The organism is Streptomyces sp. RerS4 (assembly GCF_023515955.1).
Classification (GTDB): domain Bacteria; phylum Actinomycetota; class Actinomycetes; order Streptomycetales; family Streptomycetaceae; genus Streptomyces.
Window position 1 is genome coordinate 5,234,921 of record NZ_CP097322.1, and the last position, 19,539, is coordinate 5,254,459.

Annotated in this window: 13 protein-coding genes, 1 rRNA gene and 1 pseudogene; 11 read left to right on the forward strand and 4 right to left on the reverse strand. The window is 70.3% G+C overall.

What is annotated here, in order from left to right; all coding sequences use genetic code 11:
* Nucleotides 1-266: 266 nt before the first annotated feature.
* Both M4D82_RS24380 and M4D82_RS24385 read left to right on the forward strand, forming a co-directional pair.
* Nucleotides 267-2,624, forward strand: a pseudogene (locus tag M4D82_RS24380) (serine protease); the annotation flags it as partial.
* A 157-nt stretch (nt 2,625-2,781) separates the two neighbouring features.
* Nucleotides 2,782-3,741 (forward strand): bifunctional riboflavin kinase/FAD synthetase, encoded by a 960-nt coding sequence (locus tag M4D82_RS24385; RefSeq protein WP_249768062.1) that lies wholly within the window; start codon nt 2,782-2,784, stop codon nt 3,739-3,741.
* Between the two features lie 70 nt (nt 3,742-3,811).
* Here M4D82_RS24385 and M4D82_RS24390 read toward each other — a convergent pair whose 3' ends face one another.
* Both M4D82_RS24390 and M4D82_RS24395 read right to left on the reverse strand, forming a co-directional pair.
* Nucleotides 3,812-5,944, reverse strand: coding sequence for an SCO5717 family growth-regulating ATPase (locus M4D82_RS24390; RefSeq protein ID WP_249768063.1), 2,133 nt, complete (start codon nt 5,942-5,944; stop codon nt 3,812-3,814).
* Between the two features lie 392 nt (nt 5,945-6,336).
* On the reverse strand, nt 6,337-6,570 hold the full coding sequence (locus tag M4D82_RS24395) for a DUF397 domain-containing protein (RefSeq protein ID WP_030227593.1): 234 nt from the start codon (nt 6,568-6,570) through the stop codon (nt 6,337-6,339).
* A gap of 384 nt (nt 6,571-6,954) precedes the next feature.
* Between M4D82_RS24395 and rpsO the strand changes: the two genes are divergently transcribed.
* The 5 genes from rpsO (at nt 6,955) to M4D82_RS24420 (ending at nt 12,389) form a co-directional block, all read left to right on the forward strand.
* Nucleotides 6,955-7,242, forward strand: a complete 288-nt coding sequence (rpsO, locus tag M4D82_RS24400) for a 30S ribosomal protein S15 (RefSeq protein ID WP_249768064.1) — start codon at nt 6,955-6,957, stop codon at nt 7,240-7,242.
* A 286-nt stretch (nt 7,243-7,528) separates the two neighbouring features.
* Nucleotides 7,529-9,751: a polyribonucleotide nucleotidyltransferase gene (locus M4D82_RS24405; RefSeq protein ID WP_249772117.1), complete on the forward strand. Its 2,223-nt coding sequence runs from the start codon at nt 7,529-7,531 to the stop codon at nt 9,749-9,751.
* On the forward strand, nt 9,748-11,127 hold the full coding sequence (locus M4D82_RS24410) for a M16 family metallopeptidase (protein WP_249768065.1): 1,380 nt from the start codon (nt 9,748-9,750) through the stop codon (nt 11,125-11,127). The genes M4D82_RS24405 and M4D82_RS24410 overlap by 4 nt, the downstream gene beginning before the upstream one ends.
* A 43-nt stretch (nt 11,128-11,170) precedes the next feature.
* Nucleotides 11,171-11,923, forward strand: a complete 753-nt coding sequence (gene dapB / locus M4D82_RS24415) for a 4-hydroxy-tetrahydrodipicolinate reductase (protein WP_249768066.1) — start codon at nt 11,171-11,173, stop codon at nt 11,921-11,923.
* Nucleotides 11,924-11,936: 13 nt separating this feature from the next.
* Entirely contained in the window at nt 11,937-12,389 is a 453-nt protein-coding gene (locus M4D82_RS24420) for a tetratricopeptide repeat protein (protein WP_249768067.1), read from the forward strand.
* 35 nt (nt 12,390-12,424) lie between these two features.
* Here M4D82_RS24420 and M4D82_RS24425 read toward each other — a convergent pair whose 3' ends face one another.
* The gene (locus M4D82_RS24425; protein ID WP_249768068.1) at nt 12,425-12,979 is read right to left on the reverse strand and encodes an SCO5741 family PH domain-containing membrane protein; all 555 of its coding nucleotides are present in this window, start codon (nt 12,977-12,979) and stop codon (nt 12,425-12,427) included.
* Nucleotides 12,980-13,026: 47 nt separating this feature from the next.
* On the reverse strand, nt 13,027-13,266 hold the full coding sequence (locus M4D82_RS24430; protein WP_249768069.1) for a hypothetical protein: 240 nt from the start codon (nt 13,264-13,266) through the stop codon (nt 13,027-13,029).
* 239 nt (nt 13,267-13,505) lie between these two features.
* Between M4D82_RS24430 and thyX the strand changes: the two genes are divergently transcribed.
* The 4 genes from thyX to M4D82_RS24450 all read left to right on the forward strand — a co-directional run bounded on the left by thyX (nt 13,506) and on the right by M4D82_RS24450 (nt 19,309).
* Entirely contained in the window at nt 13,506-14,246 is a 741-nt protein-coding gene (gene thyX / locus M4D82_RS24435; protein WP_249768070.1) for an FAD-dependent thymidylate synthase, read from the forward strand.
* Between the two features lie 227 nt (nt 14,247-14,473).
* On the forward strand, nt 14,474-15,373 hold the full coding sequence (gene dapA / locus M4D82_RS24440) for a 4-hydroxy-tetrahydrodipicolinate synthase (protein ID WP_249768071.1): 900 nt from the start codon (nt 14,474-14,476) through the stop codon (nt 15,371-15,373).
* Nucleotides 15,374-15,488: 115 nt separating this feature from the next.
* The gene (locus M4D82_RS24445; RefSeq protein WP_249768072.1) at nt 15,489-17,174 is read left to right on the forward strand and encodes a ribonuclease J; all 1,686 of its coding nucleotides are present in this window, start codon (nt 15,489-15,491) and stop codon (nt 17,172-17,174) included.
* Nucleotides 17,175-17,791: 617 nt separating this feature from the next.
* A 16S ribosomal RNA gene (locus M4D82_RS24450) occupies nt 17,792-19,309 on the forward strand.
* Nucleotides 19,310-19,539 lie beyond the last annotated feature (230 nt).

A 19,539-nucleotide genomic window follows, 5' to 3' on the forward strand; every position in this document is an offset into this window, starting at 1 on the left:
CCGCCGGGCCCGTCTATGCAGGGCCCGTCCCGTCCGTCCCGGCCGGGCCCGTCCCCGTGGGGCCTGTTCCGGCGGGGTCTGTCTCCGCAGGGTCCGTACCCGTGGGGTCTGTCCAGGCGGGGCCCATTCCTGCGGGGACCGTCCCGGCGGGGCCCGTCTCCTCGGGGCCCGTCTCCGCCGGGCCCGCCCCGTCCGGGCCTCTTCCCGCCGGGCCCGTTCCCGCCGGGCCCGGTTCGTCGGGGTGGGGGGCGGCGGGCGGGGGCGGGGTGGCCGAGCGGGTCGCGCGGTTGGTGGGGGACGCCGGGCGGGCCTTGCTCGTCGTCCTGGACGCTCCCGAGGAGATGCCCCCGCAGCTCGCGCACCACCTCGAACCGTGGACCGCCGCCACCACCGCCTGGCTCCGCGCGACCGGCGTCCGACTGGCCGTAGCCGCCCGCCCCGAACACTGGGAGCGGGCCGGCGCCCTCTACCCGTCCGAGGTGCTGCACACCCCCGACCGCCCGGCGCGGCGCCTGCCGCCCGCGCTGCTCGTCGGCGACCTCACCCCCGCCGAGGCGCGGACCGCCCGCGCCCGCCTCGGCATCCCCGACGACGGCGTGCGCGAGGCCGACGCCCGGCATCCGCTCACCCTGACCCTGCTGGCCGGGATCCGCGCCGCCGAGGTGACCACCGGTCGCCCCGGCCGGGACGAGGTGTTCGCGGCGCACCTGGACCTGACGGCGCTGCGCGTGGCCGTCCGGATCGCCGCCCGCCCCTCGGGCGAGGCCGTGCACGGGCCGGGCGTACGGCGCCTCGCCACCCGCGTGGCCGGACGCGTGCACGAGGCCGCCCGTCGCTGCCTGGGCCCGGGGCAGGGGCAGCTGGACCGGGCCGACTTCGAGGAACTCTTCCCCTGGCGCACCGGCTGGGCCTCCGCCGTCCTCGCCGAGGGGCTGCTCGTCCCCGCCGGCGCCGGCTACCGCTTCGCGCACGAGGAACTCTCCGACTGGCTCCAGGGCGGCCACCTCGACGTTCCGACCGCCCTCGACACCCTGGTCCACTCCGGCTCCGCCGCCCCCGGCCCGCCCGTGCCCCGGCACCGCATCGGTCCCGTCCTGGAGGCCGTACGCCGGCTGCCGCCCGACGAGGCCCGGACCCGGCTGACCGCGCTCGTCGGCGCCCTCAACACCTTCGCCGAGCAGCCGCCCGAGGGCGCCGGGCCCGTCCACCCCGACCGCGTCTGGTGGGCTTCCCGGCTGCTGCGCGGCGCCCTCCTCGCCGCCCCCGACGCCCACTCCCACCTGCCCGTCCTGCACGCCCTCGCCGAGCACGTGGCCCAGGCCGGCCCCGGCGGGTTCGGCGGCTGGTTCTGGAACCGGCTGCGGCTGCCCGAGTCCGACCGCCTCGACCTGCTGCGCCGCCTCCTGCCCTCCGACCACCGCTACCTGGAGGCCGCCGGCCGCCGCCTCGCCCGCGCGCCGCGGCTCGTACAGCCCCTGCTCTGCGCCTGGTTCACCGACGAACGCCGACTGCGCGGCCGCCCCGGCGCGACCGTCGCCACCGCGGCCCAGGCCCTGCTCCACACCCACCGCGCCCTCGCCGTCGACGACCTCACCGAAGCCCTCGTCGCCGCCGCGCACCCGCGCGCCGACGAGCTGCTCGCCGTCCTCGCGGAGGACGAACCCTCCGCGCTGTGCCGGGCCGTCGACCGCTGGGCCCACGACGACCGCCCCGCGCGCCGCGTCGCCGCCGCCGCGTACGGGTCCGCCACCGCCCCGAACGTACGCACCCCCGCCGACCGGGAGCTGCTGCGCGCCGCCGCCGAGGCGCTGCTCGCCCGCCCCGGCGACACCACCCTGCACGGCAGCGCCCTCGGGATGCTGCTGCGCGACCCCCAGACCCGGGCCCGCCACCTGGACGACGCCCTCGCCTGCTTCCGCGACCCCGAGCGCGGCTCCCGGCTGCCCGCCTCCGCGCTGGTCGCGGCGCTGCCCGTGCTGCCCGACCCGGACGCCGTCTTCGCCGCCCTACGGGCGCGGGCCGACGGGGAGGTGCTGCGCGCCCTGGCCGCGCTCACCACCCCGGGGTTGGCCCGCCGCGCGGGGGAGCTCGTACGGGACCACCTCGCGCACCGCCCCGAGGACGCCCCGCACGCCGCCGCGTTCGTGGACCGGCGCCTCGACCAGGGGCCGGCCGCCGGGCCCGTGCTGCGCCCGCTGGTCCTGGACCTGCTGCGGACCGGTCCGGCCGGGGTGCGCACCGCGCTGGCCGGCGTCCTGGCCGCCCCCGGCGAGGAGCCCTCGCAGCCGTTGCGCGCCGAGCTGGCCGGCGTACTGCTGCGCGAGGAGACCGAGCCGCAGGTGCTCGGGGGCTTCCTCGACGGCCTCGCGGCGGCGACCCGGCAGCGCCCCGAGGAACGGACCCGCGAGCTGCTCCGGCGGACCGGCCGGCAACTGCTGCGGGTTCCCGGCGGCCCCGCCGTCTTCGAGCAGCGCACGGTGGAGCTGGCCCGAGCCGATCCGGTCTTCGCCTCCCTGGTCGCCCGCTGGCTCGCCCAGGCGGAAGCGGAAGCCGCCGCGCTGCTGGGGCCGGGCGCCCGACGCACCGTCGAGACCCTCAGCCGCGGCGACCGGGACGTCACCTGACCCGTCGCGGAGCCGTGTGCTCCACGGAGATCCGATGGAGATGCCGCATAGGCCCGCCAGATGCCGATGCGGGGCACCGGCCACCGGCATGGCAGTCTTAGACCTGCAATCTGCAATCGGTACAGGGACTACACGGTTCGGGCGAGGAGCGGTCACAGTGCAGCGCTGGCGTGGCTTGGAGGACATCCCCCAGGACTGGGGACGCAGCGTCGTCACCATCGGCTCGTACGACGGTGTGCACCGGGGACATCAGCTGATCATCGGACGGGCCGTCGCGAAGGCCCGCGAGCTCGGCGTCCCCTCGGTCGTCGTCACCTTCAGCCCGCACCCGAGCGAGGTCGTGCGCCCCGGCAGCCACCCGCCGATCCTGGCCCCGTACGACCGCCGCGCCGAACTCATGGCCGACCTCGGCGTCGACGCGCTGCTGATCCTGCCCTTCACGCCGGAGTTCTCCCAGCTGTCCCCGGCCGACTTCATCGTCAAGGTGCTCGTCGACAAGCTGCACGCCCGCGCCGTCATCGAGGGCCCCAACTTCCGCTTCGGCCACCGGGCCGCCGGGAACGTCGACTTCCTGCGCGAGCTGGGCGGCACCTACGACTACGAGGTCGAGGTGGTGGACCTGGTCGAGCGCGGCACGGCCGGCGGGGGAGTGCCGTTCTCCTCCACCCTGGCGCGCAGGCTGGTCGCCGAGGGCGACATGGAGGGCGCCGCCGAGATCCTCGGACGCCCGCACCGCGTCGAGGGCGTCGTGGTGCGCGGTGCCCAGCGCGGCCGCGAGCTCGGCTACCCCACCGCCAACGTGGAGACGGCCCCGCACACCGCGATCCCGGCCGACGGCGTGTACGCGGGCTGGCTGACGGCGGCCGGCGAGCGGATGCCGGCGGCGATCTCCGTAGGGACGAACGTGCAGTTCGACGCCACCGAGCGGACCGTGGAGGCGTACGCGATCGACCGCGTCGGGCTCGACCTGTACGGCATGCACGTGGCCGTCGACTTCCTCTCCTACGTGCGCGGCATGGCGAAGTTCGAGTCGCTGGACGGCCTGCTGGAGGCCATCGCGGACGACGTGAAGCGCGCGCGGGTGCTGACGGACGCCTACGACTCCGCGGGGCGCTGAGCCCCCGCCGCATACGGACAAGGGCCCGTGCCGTCGGTGACGGTACGGGCCCTCGCGCGTGCGGAGCCGGTCAGCCCAGGCGCGGATCGCGCGGAGGCTGGGCGGGCGGCTGCTGCCAGGGCTGACCGGGCTGCGGATACGGCTGCGGCGGCTGGTGGTACGGGCCCGGCTGCTGCGGCGGCTGCGCCTGGGGCGGCTGCGCGTGCGGCGGTTGGGCCTGCTGCGGGGCGCCCCAGTGGGCCTGCGCGGCCTGCTGCTGCGCCCGGACGAAGTCCTCGGCGACCATCGCGGAGAGGTTGAAGTACGCCTCCCGGGTCTTGGGCCGCATGAGGTCGAGGTCCAGCTCGGCCCCGGCCGCGAGGTGCTCGTCGAAGGGCACGACGACGACACCGCGGCAGCGGGTCTCGAAGTGCCGCACGATGTCCTCGACCTTGATCATCTTGCTGGTCTCGCGGACGCCGGAGATGACCGTGAGGGAGCGCGAGACGAGCTCGGCATACCCGTGGGCGGAGAGCCAGTCGAGCGTGGTGCTCGCGCTGCTGGCGCCGTCCACCGACGGGGTCGAGATGATGATCAGCTGATCGGCCAGGTCCAGTACGCCGCGCATGGCGGAGTAGAGCAGGCCCGTACCGGAGTCGGTGAGGATGATCGGGTACTGGCGGCCCACCGTGTCGATGACGCGCCGGTAGTCCTCGTCGTTGAAGGTCGTCGAGACGGCCGGGTCCACGTCGTTGGCGATGATCTCCAGGCCGGACGGGGCCTGCGAGGTGAAGCGCCTGATGTCCATGTACGAGTTCAGGTACGGGATCGCCTGGACCAGGTCGCGGATGGTCGCACCGGTCTCCCGGCGGACGCGGCGGCCGAGGGTGCCGGCGTCCGGGTTCGCGTCGATCGCCAGGATCTTGTCCTGCCGCTCGGTGGCGAGGGTCGCGCCGAGAGCGGTGGTGGTCGTCGTCTTGCCGACGCCGCCCTTGAGGCTGATGACGGCGATCCGGTAGCAGGACATCACCGGCGTCCGGATCAGCTCCAGCTTGCGCTGCCGGTCGGCCTCGGCGGCCTTGCCGCCGAAGCGGAACCCGGAGCGGGCCCCCTTCGGCTTCTGCTTCGCGCGCAGCAGCCGGTCCGACGACAGCTCGACGGCGGCGGTGTACCCCAGCGGCGCACCCCCCGCGCCCGGACCACCCTGCTGCGGCACGCCCTGCCACTGCACACCGCCCTGCGGATCCACCGGCGGCACGGGATACCCGTACGCCTGCTGCACCTGCTCCGACGCCCCGCCGGGAACCCCATAACCCGCCTGCGGCGCCTGCGCCCCGGCGGGCGGAAACCCCTGCGGCGCCTGCGGCTGCTCCGCCGACGGCGGCGGGAAGCCGTAACCCTGCGGTGCCTGGGGCACCTGCGGCCCGGCGGGCGGGAACCCCTGGGGCACCTGCGGCGCCGGAGGCTGCTCCGCCGACGCGGGCGGGAAGCCGTAACCTTGCGGGGCCTGGGGCGCCGGAGGCTGCTCCGCCGACGGCGGCGGGAACCCGTAACCCTGCGGCGCTGGCGGGGCCTGCTGCGCCGACGCGGGCGGGAACCCGTATCCCTGAGGCGGCTCGGAAGAGGGGAACGCGGCCGGCAGCGGCGGCAGCGCGGCCGGTGCCGCCTCCGCGGCGGCGACGGGCGCGCTGTCCGGTCCGGGCGCCGCCTCGACCGGAGCGGTGAACCCGCTCGGCACGCTGTCCTCCGGCTCCGGCTCCGGCTTCGGCTCCGCCTTGACCAGCGAGGCGAACCCGGCGGGCACGGCGTCCACCGGCTCCGCCTCCGCCGGCTGCGAAGCCGCCACCGGAGCCGCCTCCACCGGACCTTCAGCCGGCGCGGCAGCCGCAGCCGCACCGCTCGCGGTCACACCATCCCGCGGCTCCGCCCCCCCGGTGGAGGCCGGGGGAGTCGCCGCGGGCGCCGGCGGCGCGATCCGCATCGTCGGCGGCGACACCACGTCCGCCGGGAGGTTCGGTTCGAACCCGCTGCCCTCCGGCAGCCCCGGCAGTCCCGGCACGCCCTGGCCCGGCGTCGCCGCCGTCCCCGGCGCGTCCGGGGTGTACCAGGCCGGCGGGGTATAGGGGATGGTGAACTCGCCCGTCGCTTCGGGCTCCGGGTCGGACTGATCGTCCGTCGGGACGTCCCACGTCCCGCCGTGCCTCTCGTTCCGATCGCCGCTCACTGATCCTCCTGGTCTGTCGAACACCGGTCTCTCGAACACCGGTCAGGCGCCCACCTCGACGCCGCGCCCACGCTCAGCCTAATCGCGCACCACCGCCCGAGGCCCCCGAGGTCACGCGCCCACGGACCCCACCCCACGTCAACCGTCACCACCCCACCGCCACAACGACGTTCGACCGATCCGGCCGGCCCCGGCGCCCCGCACCCACCCCCACCCCGAGGCCAACGCGCCCCCACGCGACCTCACCACCCCAACTCCCGGCCCACCACGCCGAGTTCCCCCCGCCCCACCCGTCACCCGTACGTGTCCACCCCGCAGCCCCCGACGCGAAAGGGGGACGCGCCCCGACGGGCGCGTCCCCCTTCCACCTGGTCCACCTGGTCGGACGGACGTCAGGTGAGGTCGAACTCCCCGTCCCGTGCTCCGAGCACGAAGGCCTCCCATTCGGCCGCCGTGTAACGCAGCACCGTGTCCCGGTCCAGCGACGACCGCATCGCCACCGCGCCCTCGGGCAGCTTGGCGATCTCGACCCGCTCCTCGTCCGGACTGGTCCCCGGCGGGCCCTGCCATTCGACGCCGCTGATGTCGAGCGCGTACAGCTCGTCCTTCTCCTGCTGGGTGCCCATGTGCGGCCCTTCCCTCGGTCGTGCGGTGCTGCTCGGTCTCTCCGCTGCCGATTATCTGCGGAACGCGGCCGCCGCGGGCCGCTTTCCCCGGGATCCCCGCCCACCCCTCCGCTCCCCGGCCGCCCCCGCGAGAATTCCGCTTGTCATCCCCCGCACCCCCCTGTCACCCTTCTGGAGGCGTCCCGGTCCCGTCCCGCACTCTCACCAGTCGAGACGGCGAGACCCGGCAGCCTGGTACGCTGTGTGACGGCCGTTTGTGTACGCGCCCCCGGAGACCCTCTGGAGGCTGCGCTCAGCGGACCCCGCCTCCCGAGTTACGGAAGATCCCCAGAGAATTCGACCTGGGGCACTCGGTGGCAACGAAGACCTATACGAGGAGTAAGCGTGCCGCTCGACGCCGCTACGAAGAAGCAGATCATCGCAGAGTTCGGTGCCAAGGAGGGCGACACCGGCTCTCCCGAGGTCCAGGTCGCGATGCTGTCCCGCCGCATCTCGGACCTGACCGAGCACCTCAAGACCCACAAGCACGACCACCACTCCCGTCGTGGTCTGCTGATCCTGGTCGGCCAGCGTCGCCGCCTGCTGCAGTACCTGGCCAAGAAGGACATCCAGCGCTTCCGTACGCTGGTCGACCGCCTCGGCATCCGCCGTGGTGCGGCCGGCGCCAAGTAAGCACGCTGTGAAGGGAGCGGTTCCCACACCGATGGGGCCGCTCCCTTTGCTGTACGTGCGCGACGTACCGGACGCTTTGTAGTCTGGAACACAGCGCACAACCGAAGAGGAGCAGCGCCCTCCCTACGCCGCCGGTCCTCGGTAGTGGCATCCGGAAAGCCCCGCGACGGGGCTCAGAACCGGGTGCTTCGATCGAAGACCGGCCCGCACGCACAGGAGCGCTCTCCACCACCGTCGGTCACCACACGGGTGACGGACGGAGACGACGAATATGGAGAAAACGCTAGTGGAGAACGAGACCCACTACGCCGAGGCCGTCATTGACAACGGCTCCTTCGGCACCCGCACCATCCGCTTCGAGACGGGCCGCCTGGCCCGCCAGGCCGCCGGCTCCGCCGTCGCCTACCTGGACGACGACACGATGGTGCTCTCCGCGACCACCGCGTCGAAGAAGCCCAAGGACCAGCTCGACTTCTTCCCCCTCACGGTGGACGTCGAGGAGCGCCAGTACGCCGCCGGCAAGATCCCCGGCTCCTTCTTCCGTCGCGAAGGCCGCCCCTCCGAGGACGCGATCCTCACCTGCCGCCTGATCGACCGCCCGCTGCGCCCGTCCTTCAAGAAGGGCCTGCGCAACGAGATCCAGGTCGTCGCCACGATCATGGCGCTCAACCCCGACCACCTGTACGACGTCATCGCGATCAACGCCGCGTCCGCGTCCACCCAGCTGGCCGGTCTGCCCTTCTCCGGCCCGATCGGCGGCGTCCGCGTCGCGCTGATCCGCGGCCAGTGGGTCGCCTTCCCGACGCACACCGAGCTCGAGGACGCCGTCTTCGACATGGTCGTCGCGGGTCGCGTCCTGGAGGACGGCGACGTCGCGATCATGATGGTCGAGGCCGAGGCCACCGAGCAGACCATCGCCCTGGTCAAGGGCGGCGCCGAGGCGCCGACCGAGGAGATCGTGGCCGCCGGCCTCGACGCCTCGAAGCCCTTCATCAAGGTCCTCTGCAAGGCCCAGGCCGACCTGGCCGCCAAGGCCGCCAAGCCCGAGGGCGAGTTCCCGGTCTTCCTGGACTACCAGGACGACGTGTACGAGGCCCTCGAGGCCGCCGTCAAGGGCGACCTCTCCCAGGCGCTGACCATCGCGGGCAAGCAGGACCGCGAGGCCGAGCTGGACCGCGTCAAGGAGATCGCCGCCGAGAAGCTCCTCCCGGCCTTCGAGGGTCGCGAGAAGGAGATCTCCGCCGCCTACCGCAGCCTGACCAAGGCCCTGGTGCGCGAGCGCGTCATCAAGGACAAGGTCCGCATCGACGGCCGCGGGCTCACGGACATCCGTACCCTCGCCGCCGAGGTCGAGGCCATCCCGCGCGTGCACGGCTCGGCGCTGTTCGAGCGTGGCGAGACCCAGATCCTGGGCGTCACCACCCTCAACATGCTCCGCATGGAGCAGCAGCTGGACACCCTCTCCCCGGTGACCCGCAAGCGCTACATGCACAACTACAACTTCCCGCCGTACTCCGTCGGCGAGACCGGCCGCGTCGGCTCCCCGAAGCGCCGCGAGATCGGCCACGGCGCGCTCGCCGAGCGCGCGATCGTGCCGGTCCTGCCGACCCGCGAGGAGTTCCCCTACGCGATCCGTCAGGTGTCCGAGGCCCTCGGCTCCAACGGTTCGACGTCCATGGGCTCGGTCTGCGCCTCCACCATGTCGCTGCTGAACGCCGGTGTGCCGCTGAAGGCCCCCGTCGCCGGTATCGCCATGGGCCTGATCTCCCAGGAGATCGACGGCAAGACCCACTACGTCGCCCTCACCGACATCCTCGGTGCGGAGGACGCCTTCGGCGACATGGACTTCAAGGTCGCCGGCACCAAGGAGTTCGTCACCGCGCTCCAGCTCGACACCAAGCTCGACGGCATCCCGGCCTCCGTCCTGGCCGCGGCCCTGACCCAGGCCCGCGACGCCCGCCTCCACATCCTCGACGTGATGATGGAAGCGATCGACACGCCGGACGAGATGTCCCCGAACGCCCCGCGGATCATCACCGTCAAGATCCCCGTGGACAAGATCGGTGAGGTCATCGGCCCCAAGGGCAAGATGATCAACCAGATCCAGGAGGACACCGGCGCCGAGATCACGATCGAGGACGACGGCACCATCTACATCGGTGCCGCCGACGGCCCGGCCGCCGAGGCCGCCCGCTCCACGATCAACGCGATCGCCAACCCGACCATGCCGGAGGTCGGCGAGCGCTACCTGGGTACGGTCGTCAAGACCACCACCTTCGGTGCCTTCGTCTCCCTCATGCCCGGCAAGGACGGTCTGCTGCACATCTCGCAGATCCGCAAGCTCGCCGGTGGCAAGCGCGTGGAGAACGTCGAGGACGTGCTCGCGGTCGGCACCAAGGTGCAGGTCGAGATCGCCGAGATCGACCAGCGCGGCAAGCTCTCCCTGGTCCCCGTGATCGAGGGTGAAGAAGCCGACGCCGAGGCTGACAAGGACGATTCCGACAAGTGACGTCGCGTAGTTCCCGTGTGACGGCCCGCCCCTCTTCGGAGGGGCGGGCCGTCGCCCGTACCCAAACTCTCCTCAAGGGCGAGGGCGGCATCGGCACCGTCCGCCGCACCACCCTGCCGGGCGGACTGCGCGTCGTCACCGAGACGCTGCCCTCCGTCCGCTCCGCCACCTTCGGCATCTGGGCCAACGTGGGCTCCCGCGACGAGACGCCCAGTCTCGGCGGCGCCACCCACTACCTGGAACACCTCCTCTTCAAGGGCACCGCCCGGCGCAGCGCCCTCGACATCTCCTCCGCCATCGACGCGGTCGGCGGCGAGATGAACGCCTTCACGGCGAAGGAGTACACCTGCTACTACGCGCGGGTCCTCGACACCGACCTGCCGCTGGCCATCGACGTCGTCTGTGACATGCTCACCGGCTCGCTGATCCGCGAGGAGGACGTCGACGCCGAGCGCGGCGTCATCCTCGAAGAGATCGCGATGACCGAGGACGACCCGGGCGACATGGTGCACGACCTGTTCGCGCAGACCATGTACGGGGACTCCCCGCTCGGCCGGCCCGTCCTGGGCACGGTGGAGACGATCAACGCCCTCGGCGCCGACCGGATCCGCCGCTTCTGGAAGAAGCACTACGACCCCACCCGCCTGGTCGTCGCCGCCGCCGGCAACGTCGACCACGCCAAGGTCGTACGCCAGGTCCGCGCGGCCTTCGACAAGGCCGGCGCCCTGAAGCACACCGACGCCGAGCCGGTCGGCCCCCGCACCGGCGCCAAGCGGATCCGCACCGCCGGCCGCGTCGACCTGGTCAGCCGCAAGACCGAACAGGCCCACGTCGTCCTCGGCATGCCGGGCATCGCCCGCACCGACGACCGCCGCTGGGCCCTCGGCGTGCTGAACACCGCCCTCGGCGGCGGCATGTCCTCGCGCCTCTTCCAGGAGGTCCGCGAGAAGCGCGGCCTGGCCTACAGCGTGTACTCGTACACCTCGGCCTTCGCCGACACCGGCCTCTTCGGCGTCTACGCGGGCTGCCGGCCCAGCCAGGTCCACGACGTCCTGCGGATCTGCCGCGACGAACTGGACAAGGTCGCCGCGGAGGGACTCACCGACGAGGAGATCCGGCGCGCGATCGGCCAGCTCTCCGGCTCCACCGTCCTCGGCCTGGAGGACACCGGCGCGATCATGAACCGCATCGGCAAGAGCGAGCTGTGCTGGGGCGACCAGATGTCGGTCGACGAAATGCTCTCCCGCATCGCCGCGGTCACCCCGGACGAGGTCCACGCGGTCGCCCAGGATGTACTGGCACAGCGGCCCTCGCTCGCGGTGATCGGCCCGCTCAAGGAGAAGCAGGCCGCCCGCCTCGACGAAGCGGTCGCCTAGTTCGGTACAGAGTGAAGTCCGTACCCGGTTATAAGGACACAGTATGAGCAAGCTGCGCGTGGCAGTCCTCGGCGCCCAGGGCCGCATCGGCTCCGAGGCCGTCAAGGCCGTCGAGGCCGCGGAGGACATGGAGCTGGTGGCGGCCCTCGGCCGCGGCGACAAGCTGGAGACGCTGGCCGAGGCCGGCGCCCAGGTCGCGGTCGAGCTGACCACCCCCGCCTCCGTGATGGGCAACCTCGACTTCCTCATCCGTCACGGCATCCACGCCGTGGTCGGCACCACCGGCTGGACCGAGGACCGCCTCGCCCAGCTCGACACCTGGCTGGCCGGCTCCCCGGAGACCGGGGTGCTCATCGCCCCGAACTTCTCCATCGGCGCCGTCCTCACCATGAAGTTCGCGGCTCAGGCCGCCCGCTACTTCGAGTCCGTCGAGGTCGTCGAGCTGCACCACCCCAACAAGGTCGACGCCCCCTCCGGCACGGCCACCCGTACGGCGCAGCTCATCGCGGCGGCCCGCGCCGAGGCCGGTCTCGGCGCGCAGCCCGACGCCACCGCCACGGCCCTCGACGGGGCCCGCGGCGCCGACGTCGACGGGGTCCCGGTGCACGCCGTCCGCCTGCGCGGCCTGCTGGCCCACCAGGAGGTGCTGCTCGGCGGTGAGGGCGAGACCCTGACCATCCGTCACGACTCCCTGCACCACAGCAGCTTCATGCCGGGCATCCTGCTCGGTGCGCGGCGCGTGACGCGGACCCCGGGCCTCACCTTCGGCCTGGAACACTTCCTCGACCTGAGCTGACGGATCCACCACCATGCGCGCGAAGATCACGTACTTCCTCACGGCGGCCGTCCTGGTCGTCTACTTCGTCCTGGTCGGCAGCCGTGGGCTGATGCTGATCCGGCAGGGCACCTGGCTCACCGTCACCTTCGGTGTGGCCGTGCTGATCCTGCCGGTCATCGGCGTCTGGTTCCTCTGGATGAACACCAGGTTCGTCACCAAGGCCAACCAACTCGCGGCCGAGTTGGAGGCCGAGGGCGGCCTGCCCGTCGACGAACTGGAACGCGACCAGTACGGGCGGATCCTGCGGGACTCCGCCGACGAGGTCTTCGCGCGCCGCAAGGCCGAAACCGAGGACGCGCCGGGGGACTGGCGCAGCTGGTTCCGCCTCGCCGTCGCCTACCACGACGCCCGCGACACCCCGCGGGCCCGCAAGGCCATGCAACGGGCGATCGCCCTGCACGACGGAAGGCCCGTACGGGTCTGATCCCCGTACGGGCCTCCGCGCTCGGTCCGCCCCGATCAGGCGGGTACGGCCCGGTACTCCCGGGCCCATGCCTCCAGCGAGCCCGCGGCCCGGTCGAAGGCCTCGCCGCGGGCCAGGAAGTCCGCGCCGTGGTCGGTCAGCAGCACCGACGGCTCCGCGCCGTCACGCCGGTCGAGGGTCAGCGCCTGCCCCTGGACGGTCCGCGGCAGGCCCAGCCAGCGCACCGGCTGCTGGACCGTCCGGATCCCGGCGATCTCGTTCCAGCGGATCGACCGGGTCCCGAAGAACCCGACGCGGCGCAGCCCCGACGGGCTCACCCACACGCCCGCGCGCAGGATGCGCAGGGCCGTGCCGACCACCAGCAGCGAGGCGCCCAGGGCGATCCCGGCTCCGCCCCAGGTGCCCGCGAAGGCGATGATCACCGTGGCCAGCAGCATGAAGGCGGACAGCAGGAGCAGCACGGCCGCGCCGGCCACCCGCCAGGGTCCGGGCCGGTAGGGACGACGCCAGCGCTCCGGATCCGCGTGCGGGAGGGCTTCGTCGTCGTGTGCGTCGAATACGCCGTCGGCCGTCAAGAAGGGCAGGGGCACGGCTGGTCCTCACTCACATGCATGTTCGGTTGGGCTGTGCCGTGAGGCTATCGCCCTTCGGCCGCCTGCGGGTGTTGGCCCTTCTCGGGCGCCTGGTACGGCTGCAGCGCGGGCATGCCGAAGAGCAGCGAGCCGACGAGCCCCGCCACCACGGTCAGTCCGACCAGACTACGGGCGGCGATCTGCGGCAGGCTCAGACTCTCGCGCGGCGGCGGAGTGACGTTGCTGCGGAAACGGTCGGCCTCGGCGACGAAGGCGAACGGGACGGGTTCGCGCCGGCGAAACATCAGGAGCGACTCTCCTCACGGTTCGGGCCCCGACGGTGCGGGGCGGATGGGATGTTCTTCTCTCTGTAGGACGTATGAACACCCCGATCGGTGCCGCCCTTCGGGACATCCGCCGAAATCTCCGCCGCGGCGTCGGCTGTCCGGGTGAGCGCGCGTCAGCCCGGCGCCGGTCGGGGAGGTCGCGGCCGGCGCCGTAGAGTGGGCCCGCCCCTGGTAAGACCCGTTCGGAAGGACCCCGTGTGAGCGAGACCGCCGCCTCAGACCCGAAACCCAGCTTCCGCAGTGACGTGACGGTGGAGCTCGTGAAGCACTCCGCCGCCGACTCCGACGTGCTGTGGGCCGCCCGCGTCTCCACGGCCGGCGAGCAGTCCCTGGAGGAGCTCCAGAAGGACCCGGAGCGCTCCAAGGGACTCATCAACTACCTGATGCGCGACCGCCACGGCAGCCCCTTCGAGCACAACTCGATGACCTTCTTCATCAGCGCCCCGATCTTCGTGTTCCGCGAGTTCATGCGCCACCGCGTGGGCTGGTCCTACAACGAGGAATCCGGCCGCTACAGGGAGCTGGAGCCGGTCTTCTACGTCCCCGACGCCGAGCGCAAGCTCGTCCAGGAGGGCCGTCCGGGCAAGTACGTGTTCGTCGAAGGCACCGAGGCGCAGCAGGAACTGACGGGTCGGGTCATGGAGGACTCCTACCGTCAGGCCTACGAGGCCTACCAGGAGATGCTGGCGGCCGGCGTGGCCCGCGAGGTCGCCCGTTCGGTCCTGCCGGTCGGTCTCTTCTCCTCGATGTACGCCACCTGCAACGCGCGCTCGCTCATGCACTTCCTCGGTCTGCGCACCCAGCACGAGCTGGCGAAGGTCCCGTCCTTCCCGCAGCGGGAGATCGAGATGGTCGGCGAGAAGATGGAGCAGCACTGGGCGAAGCTCATGCCGCTGACCTACGCGGCCTTCAACGGCAACGGGCGCGTTGCCCCGTAAGGTCTGTTACACGCGTGGCGTACAGATGTACGGAGACAAGTCCCAAGTGTCCGTATTGCGGCGTTTCGTAAAGTTCATCTAGGCTGATCAAACGGACCCGGCACTGCTTGAACCCCCGAGCAGGCAGTGCCGGGATCCCACACCCTCCCGGCCGCCGCCGGGAGGGATCACCCGTAGACGTCCCCCGAGGGGACACCGCGAGCATGGCAGCGAGTAGCGTGTTACCCATGGCTCCGATCTCGACTCCGCAGACCCCCTTCGGGCGGGTCCTCACCGCCATGATCACGCCGTTCACGGCGGATGGCGCACTTGACCTCGACGGCGCGCAGCGGCTCGCCGTCCACCTGGTGGACGCAGGCAACGACGGCCTGATCATCAACGGCACCACCGGTGAGTCGCCCACGACCACCGACGCGGAGAAAAACGACCTCGTACGAGCCGTACTCGAAGCGGTCGGCGACCGCGCCCACGTCGTCGCCGGCATCGGCACCAACGACACCCGCCACACCCTCGAACTGGCCCGCCAGGCCGAGCGCACCGGCGCCCACGGCCTGCTCGCCGTCACCCCGTACTACAGCAAGCCCCCGCAGGAAGGCCTCTACCGGCACTTCACGGCCATCGCGGACGCCACCGAGCTCCCGGTGATGCTCTACGACATCCCCGGCCGCAGCGGCGTCCCGATCAACACCGAAACCCTGGTCCGGCTCGCCGAGCACCCCCGCATCGTCGCCAACAAGGACGCCAAGGGCGACCTCGGCCGCGCCAGCTGGGCCATCGCCCAGAGCGGCCTGGCCTGGTACTCCGGCGACGACATGCTGAACCTGCCGCTCCTGTCGGTCGGCGCCGTCGGCTTCGTCTCCGTGGTCGGCCACGTCGTCAGCCCCGAGCTGCGCGCCATGCTCGACGCCCACCTGGCCGGCGACGTCCAGAAGGCCACCGAGATCCACCAGAAGCTGCTCCCCGTCTTCACCGGCATGTTCCGCACCCAGGGCGTGATGACCACCAAGGGCGCGCTGAACCTCCAGGGCCTGCCCGCCGGCCCGCTGCGCCTCCCGCTCGTCGGATTGACCGACGAAGAGACGGCACAGCTCAAGATCGATCTTGCCGCCGGCGGGGTACAGCTTTGACAACGGACTTCACAACTGAATAAGCAAGAACGAAACAGACAAAAGCAAGTGCACGAATGACATGCGCGCCGCGTGCCTCAAGGGGTACGTGGCGCGTGTGGTGAAGGAGAAACTTTTGAGCCATCCGCACCCTGAACTCGGCCCGCCCCCGAAGCTCCCGAAGGGCGGCCTCCGGGTCACCCCCCTCGGCGGTCTCGGCGAGATCGGCCGCAACATGACCGTCTTCGAGTTCGACGGCCGTCTGCTGATCGTCGACTGCGGCGTCCTCTTCCCCGAGGAGGAGCAGCCGGGCATCGACCTGATCCTCCCGGACTTCACGTCCATCCGGGACCGCCTCGACGACATCGAGGGCATCGTCCTCACGCACGGCCACGAGGACCACATCGGCGCCGTCCCCTACCTCCTCCGGGAGAAGCCGGACATCCCGCTGATCGGCTCCAAGCTGACGCTGGCGCTCATCGAGGCCAAGCTCCAGGAGCACCGCATCCGCCCCTACACCCTGGAGGTGAAGGAGGGCGAGCGCGAGAACCTGGGCCCCTTCGACTGCGAGTTCATCGCCGTCAACCACTCCATCCCGGACGCCCTCGCGGTCGCGATCCGCACCGGCGCCGGCCTGGTCGTCGCCACCGGCGACTTCAAGATGGACCAGCTGCCGCTGGACAACCGTCTGACCGACCTCCACGCCTTCGCGCGCCTGAGCGAGGAGGGCATCGACCTCCTCCTCTCCGACTCGACGAACGCCGAGGTCCCGGGCTTCGTCCCGCCCGAGCGCGACATCTCGAACGCCATCCGCGGCGTCTTCGCGAGCGCTCAGAAGCGGATCATCGTGGCCTCCTTCGCGAGCCACGTCCACCGCATCCAGCAGATCCTGGACGCCGCCCACGAGTACGGCCGTCGCGTCGCCTTCGTCGGCCGCTCCATGGTCCGCAACATGGGCATCGCCCGCGACCTGGGCTACCTGCGCGTCCCGGCCGGCCTCGTCGTCGACGTCAAGACCCTCGACGACCTGCCGGACGACGAGGTCGTGCTGGTCTGTACGGGCTCCCAGGGCGAGCCGATGGCGGCCCTGTCCCGCATGGCCAACCGCGACCACCAGATCCGGATCGTCCCCGGCGACACCGTGATCCTGGCGTCGTCGCTGATCCCGGGCAACGAGAACGCGGTCTACCGCGTGATCAACGGCCTGACCCGCTGGGGCGCCAACGTCGTGCACAAGGGCAACGCCAAGGTGCACGTCTCCGGCCACGCCTCCGCCGGCGAGCTGCTGTACTTCTACAACATCTGCAAGCCGCGGAACCTGATGCCGGTCCACGGCGAATGGCGCCACCTGCGCGCCAACGCCGAGCTCGGCGCGATGACGGGGGTCCCGAAGGACCGCATCGTCATCGCCGAGGACGGCGTGGTCGTCGACCTGATCGACGGCAAGGCCCGCATCTCCGGCAAGGTCCAGGCCGGCTACGTGTACGTGGACGGCCTCTCGGTCGGCGACGTCACCGAGGCCTCCCTCAAGGACCGCCGCATCCTCGGCGACGAGGGCATCATCTCGGTGTTCGTCGTGGTGGACAGCACCACGGGCAAGGTCATCAGCGGCCCGAACATCCAGGCCCGCGGCTCCGGCATCGAGGACTCCGCCTTCAACGCGATCCTGCCGAAGATCGAGGAGGCCATCGCCCGCGCCGCCGCCGACGGCGTGGCCGAGCCGCACCAGATCCAGCAGCTCATCCGCCGCACGGTCGGCAAGTGGGTCTCCGACGGCTACCGCCGCCGCCCGATGATCCTCCCGGTCGTCGTAGAGGTCTGACCTCGGCGTTCGTAGCGACTCACCGAAGCGGGGCCCCCGGATTTGCGTCCGGGGGCCCCGCTCCAGTACGTTTACGTCTCCACCTCGCACCGACCAGGGCACACACCTGTCCCCGGGCCGGTCACGCGAGCGGGTGGGAATCCAGACCTGGGAAACCTGATAAAGTCTGATCCGCCCGAAAGGGAAAGGCCCTCCGAAGGCCATTGGAATTCCGATCCGAGCCGGAAACGGCAGAGAAAAGAATCTGATAGAGTCGGAACCGCCGGAAAGGGAAAGCGCGAAAGCGCGGAACCTCGAAAGCGCCGAGGAAATCGGACACGAAAGAGTCTGATAGAGTCGGAAACGCAAGAACACAGAACGAAAGCCCGGAGGAAAACCCGCGAGGGTGAGTACAAAGGAAGCGTCCGTTCCTTGAGAACTCAACAGCGTGCCAAAAATCAACGCCAGAAGTTGATACCCCGTCCACTTCGGTGGATGAGGTTCCTTTGAAAAAGACCTGTGAGGCCTTCGGGCACTGGCAGGCAACGAAACACAGCGAGGACGCAGTGGTCAGTCGGTCCTATTCCGACCATGACTGGCCCGCTCAACGTGTGTGTGCACCGGATTACCGGTAAACATTCATGGAGAGTTTGATCCTGGCTCAGGACGAACGCTGGCGGCGTGCTTAACACATGCAAGTCGAACGATGAAGCCCTTCGGGGTGGATTAGTGGCGAACGGGTGAGTAACACGTGGGCAATCTGCCCTTCACTCTGGGACAAGCCCTGGAAACGGGGTCTAATACCGGATACGACTGCGGGAGGCATCTCCTGCGGTGGAAAGCTCCGGCGGTGAAGGATGAGCCCGCGGCCTATCAGCTTGTTGGTGGGGTAATGGCCTACCAAGGCGACGACGGGTAGCCGGCCTGAGAGGGCGACCGGCCACACTGGGACTGAGACACGGCCCAGACTCCTACGGAGGCAGCAGTGGGAATATTGCACAATGGGCGAAAGCCTGATGCAGCGACGCCGCGTGAGGGATGACGGCCTTCGGGTTGTAAACCTCTTTCAGCAGGGAAGAAGCGAAAGTGACGGTACCTGCAGAAGAAGCGCCGGCTAACTACGTGCCAGCAGCCGCGGTAATACGTAGGGCGCAAGCGTTGTCCGGAATTATTGGGCGTAAAGAGCTCGTAGGCGGCTTGTCACGTCGGATGTGAAAGCCCGAGGCTTAACCTCGGGTCTGCATTCGATACGGGCTAGCTAGAGTGTGGTAGGGGAGATCGGAATTCCTGGTGTAGCGGTGAAATGCGCAGATATCAGGAGGAACACCGGTGGCGAAGGCGGATCTCTGGGCCATTACTGACGCTGAGGAGCGAAAGCGTGGGGAGCGAACAGGATTAGATACCCTGGTAGTCCACGCCGTAAACGTTGGGAACTAGGTGTTGGCGACATTCCACGTCGTCGGTGCCGCAGCTAACGCATTAAGTTCCCGCCTGGGGAGTACGGCCGCAAGGCTAAAACTCAAAGGAATTGACGGGGCCCGCACAAGCGGCGGAGCATGTGGCTTAATTCGACGCAACGCGAAGAACCTTACCAAGGCTTGACATATACCGGAAAGCATTAGAGATAGTGCCCCTTGTGGTCGGTATACAGGTGGTGCATGGCTGTCGTCAGCTCGTGTCGTGAGATGTTGGGTTAAGTCCCGCAACGAGCGCAACCCTTGTCCTGTGTTGCCAGCATGCCCTTCGGGGTGATGGGGACTCACAGGAGACCGCCGGGGTCAACTCGGAGGAAGGTGGGGACGACGTCAAGTCATCATGCCCTTATGTCTTGGGCTGCACACGTGCTACAATGGCCGGTACAATGAGCTGCGATACCGTGAGGTGGAGCGAATCTCAAAAAGCCGGTCTCAGTTCGGATTGGGGTCTGCAACTCGACCCCATGAAGTCGGAGTCGCTAGTAATCGCAGATCAGCATTGCTGCGGTGAATACGTTCCCGGGCCTTGTACACACCGCCCGTCACGTCACGAAAGTCGGTAACACCCGAAGCCGGTGGCCCAACCCGTAAGGGAGGGAGCTGTCGAAGGTGGGACTGGCGATTGGGACGAAGTCGTAACAAGGTAGCCGTACCGGAAGGTGCGGCTGGATCACCTCCTTTCTAAGGAGCACAGTACCGATTGCAGACAAACGTTCTGCACGGTCAGCTCATGGGTGGAACGTTGATTATTTGGCACCGAACATCTGATGGTTCTCGAGTACTGCTTCGGCGTGGAAAGAGAAGACGGAGGATGTCCGGTGCCTGGCACGTTGTTGGGTGTCTGAGGGTACGGCCGTAAGGTCTTATCTTCGCGATGCCGGCCCCAGTGAACCTGGACTCTTCGAGTGCAG

Excerpts from the sequence above, each read along its gene's own strand:
- M4D82_RS24395 (WP_030227593.1), bottom strand. The coding sequence starts at position 6,570 with ATGGGCACCCAGCAGGAGAAGGACGAGCTGTACGCGCTCGACATCAGC.
- dapB (WP_249768066.1), top strand. The coding sequence starts at position 11,171 with ATGAGCAAGCTGCGCGTGGCAGTCCTCGGCGCCCAGGGCCGCATCGGC.
- M4D82_RS24420 (WP_249768067.1), top strand. The coding sequence starts at position 11,937 with ATGCGCGCGAAGATCACGTACTTCCTCACGGCGGCCGTCCTGGTCGTC.
- M4D82_RS24430 (WP_249768069.1), bottom strand. The coding sequence starts at position 13,266 with ATGTTTCGCCGGCGCGAACCCGTCCCGTTCGCCTTCGTCGCCGAGGCC.
- dapA (WP_249768071.1), top strand. The coding sequence starts at position 14,474 with ATGGCTCCGATCTCGACTCCGCAGACCCCCTTCGGGCGGGTCCTCACC.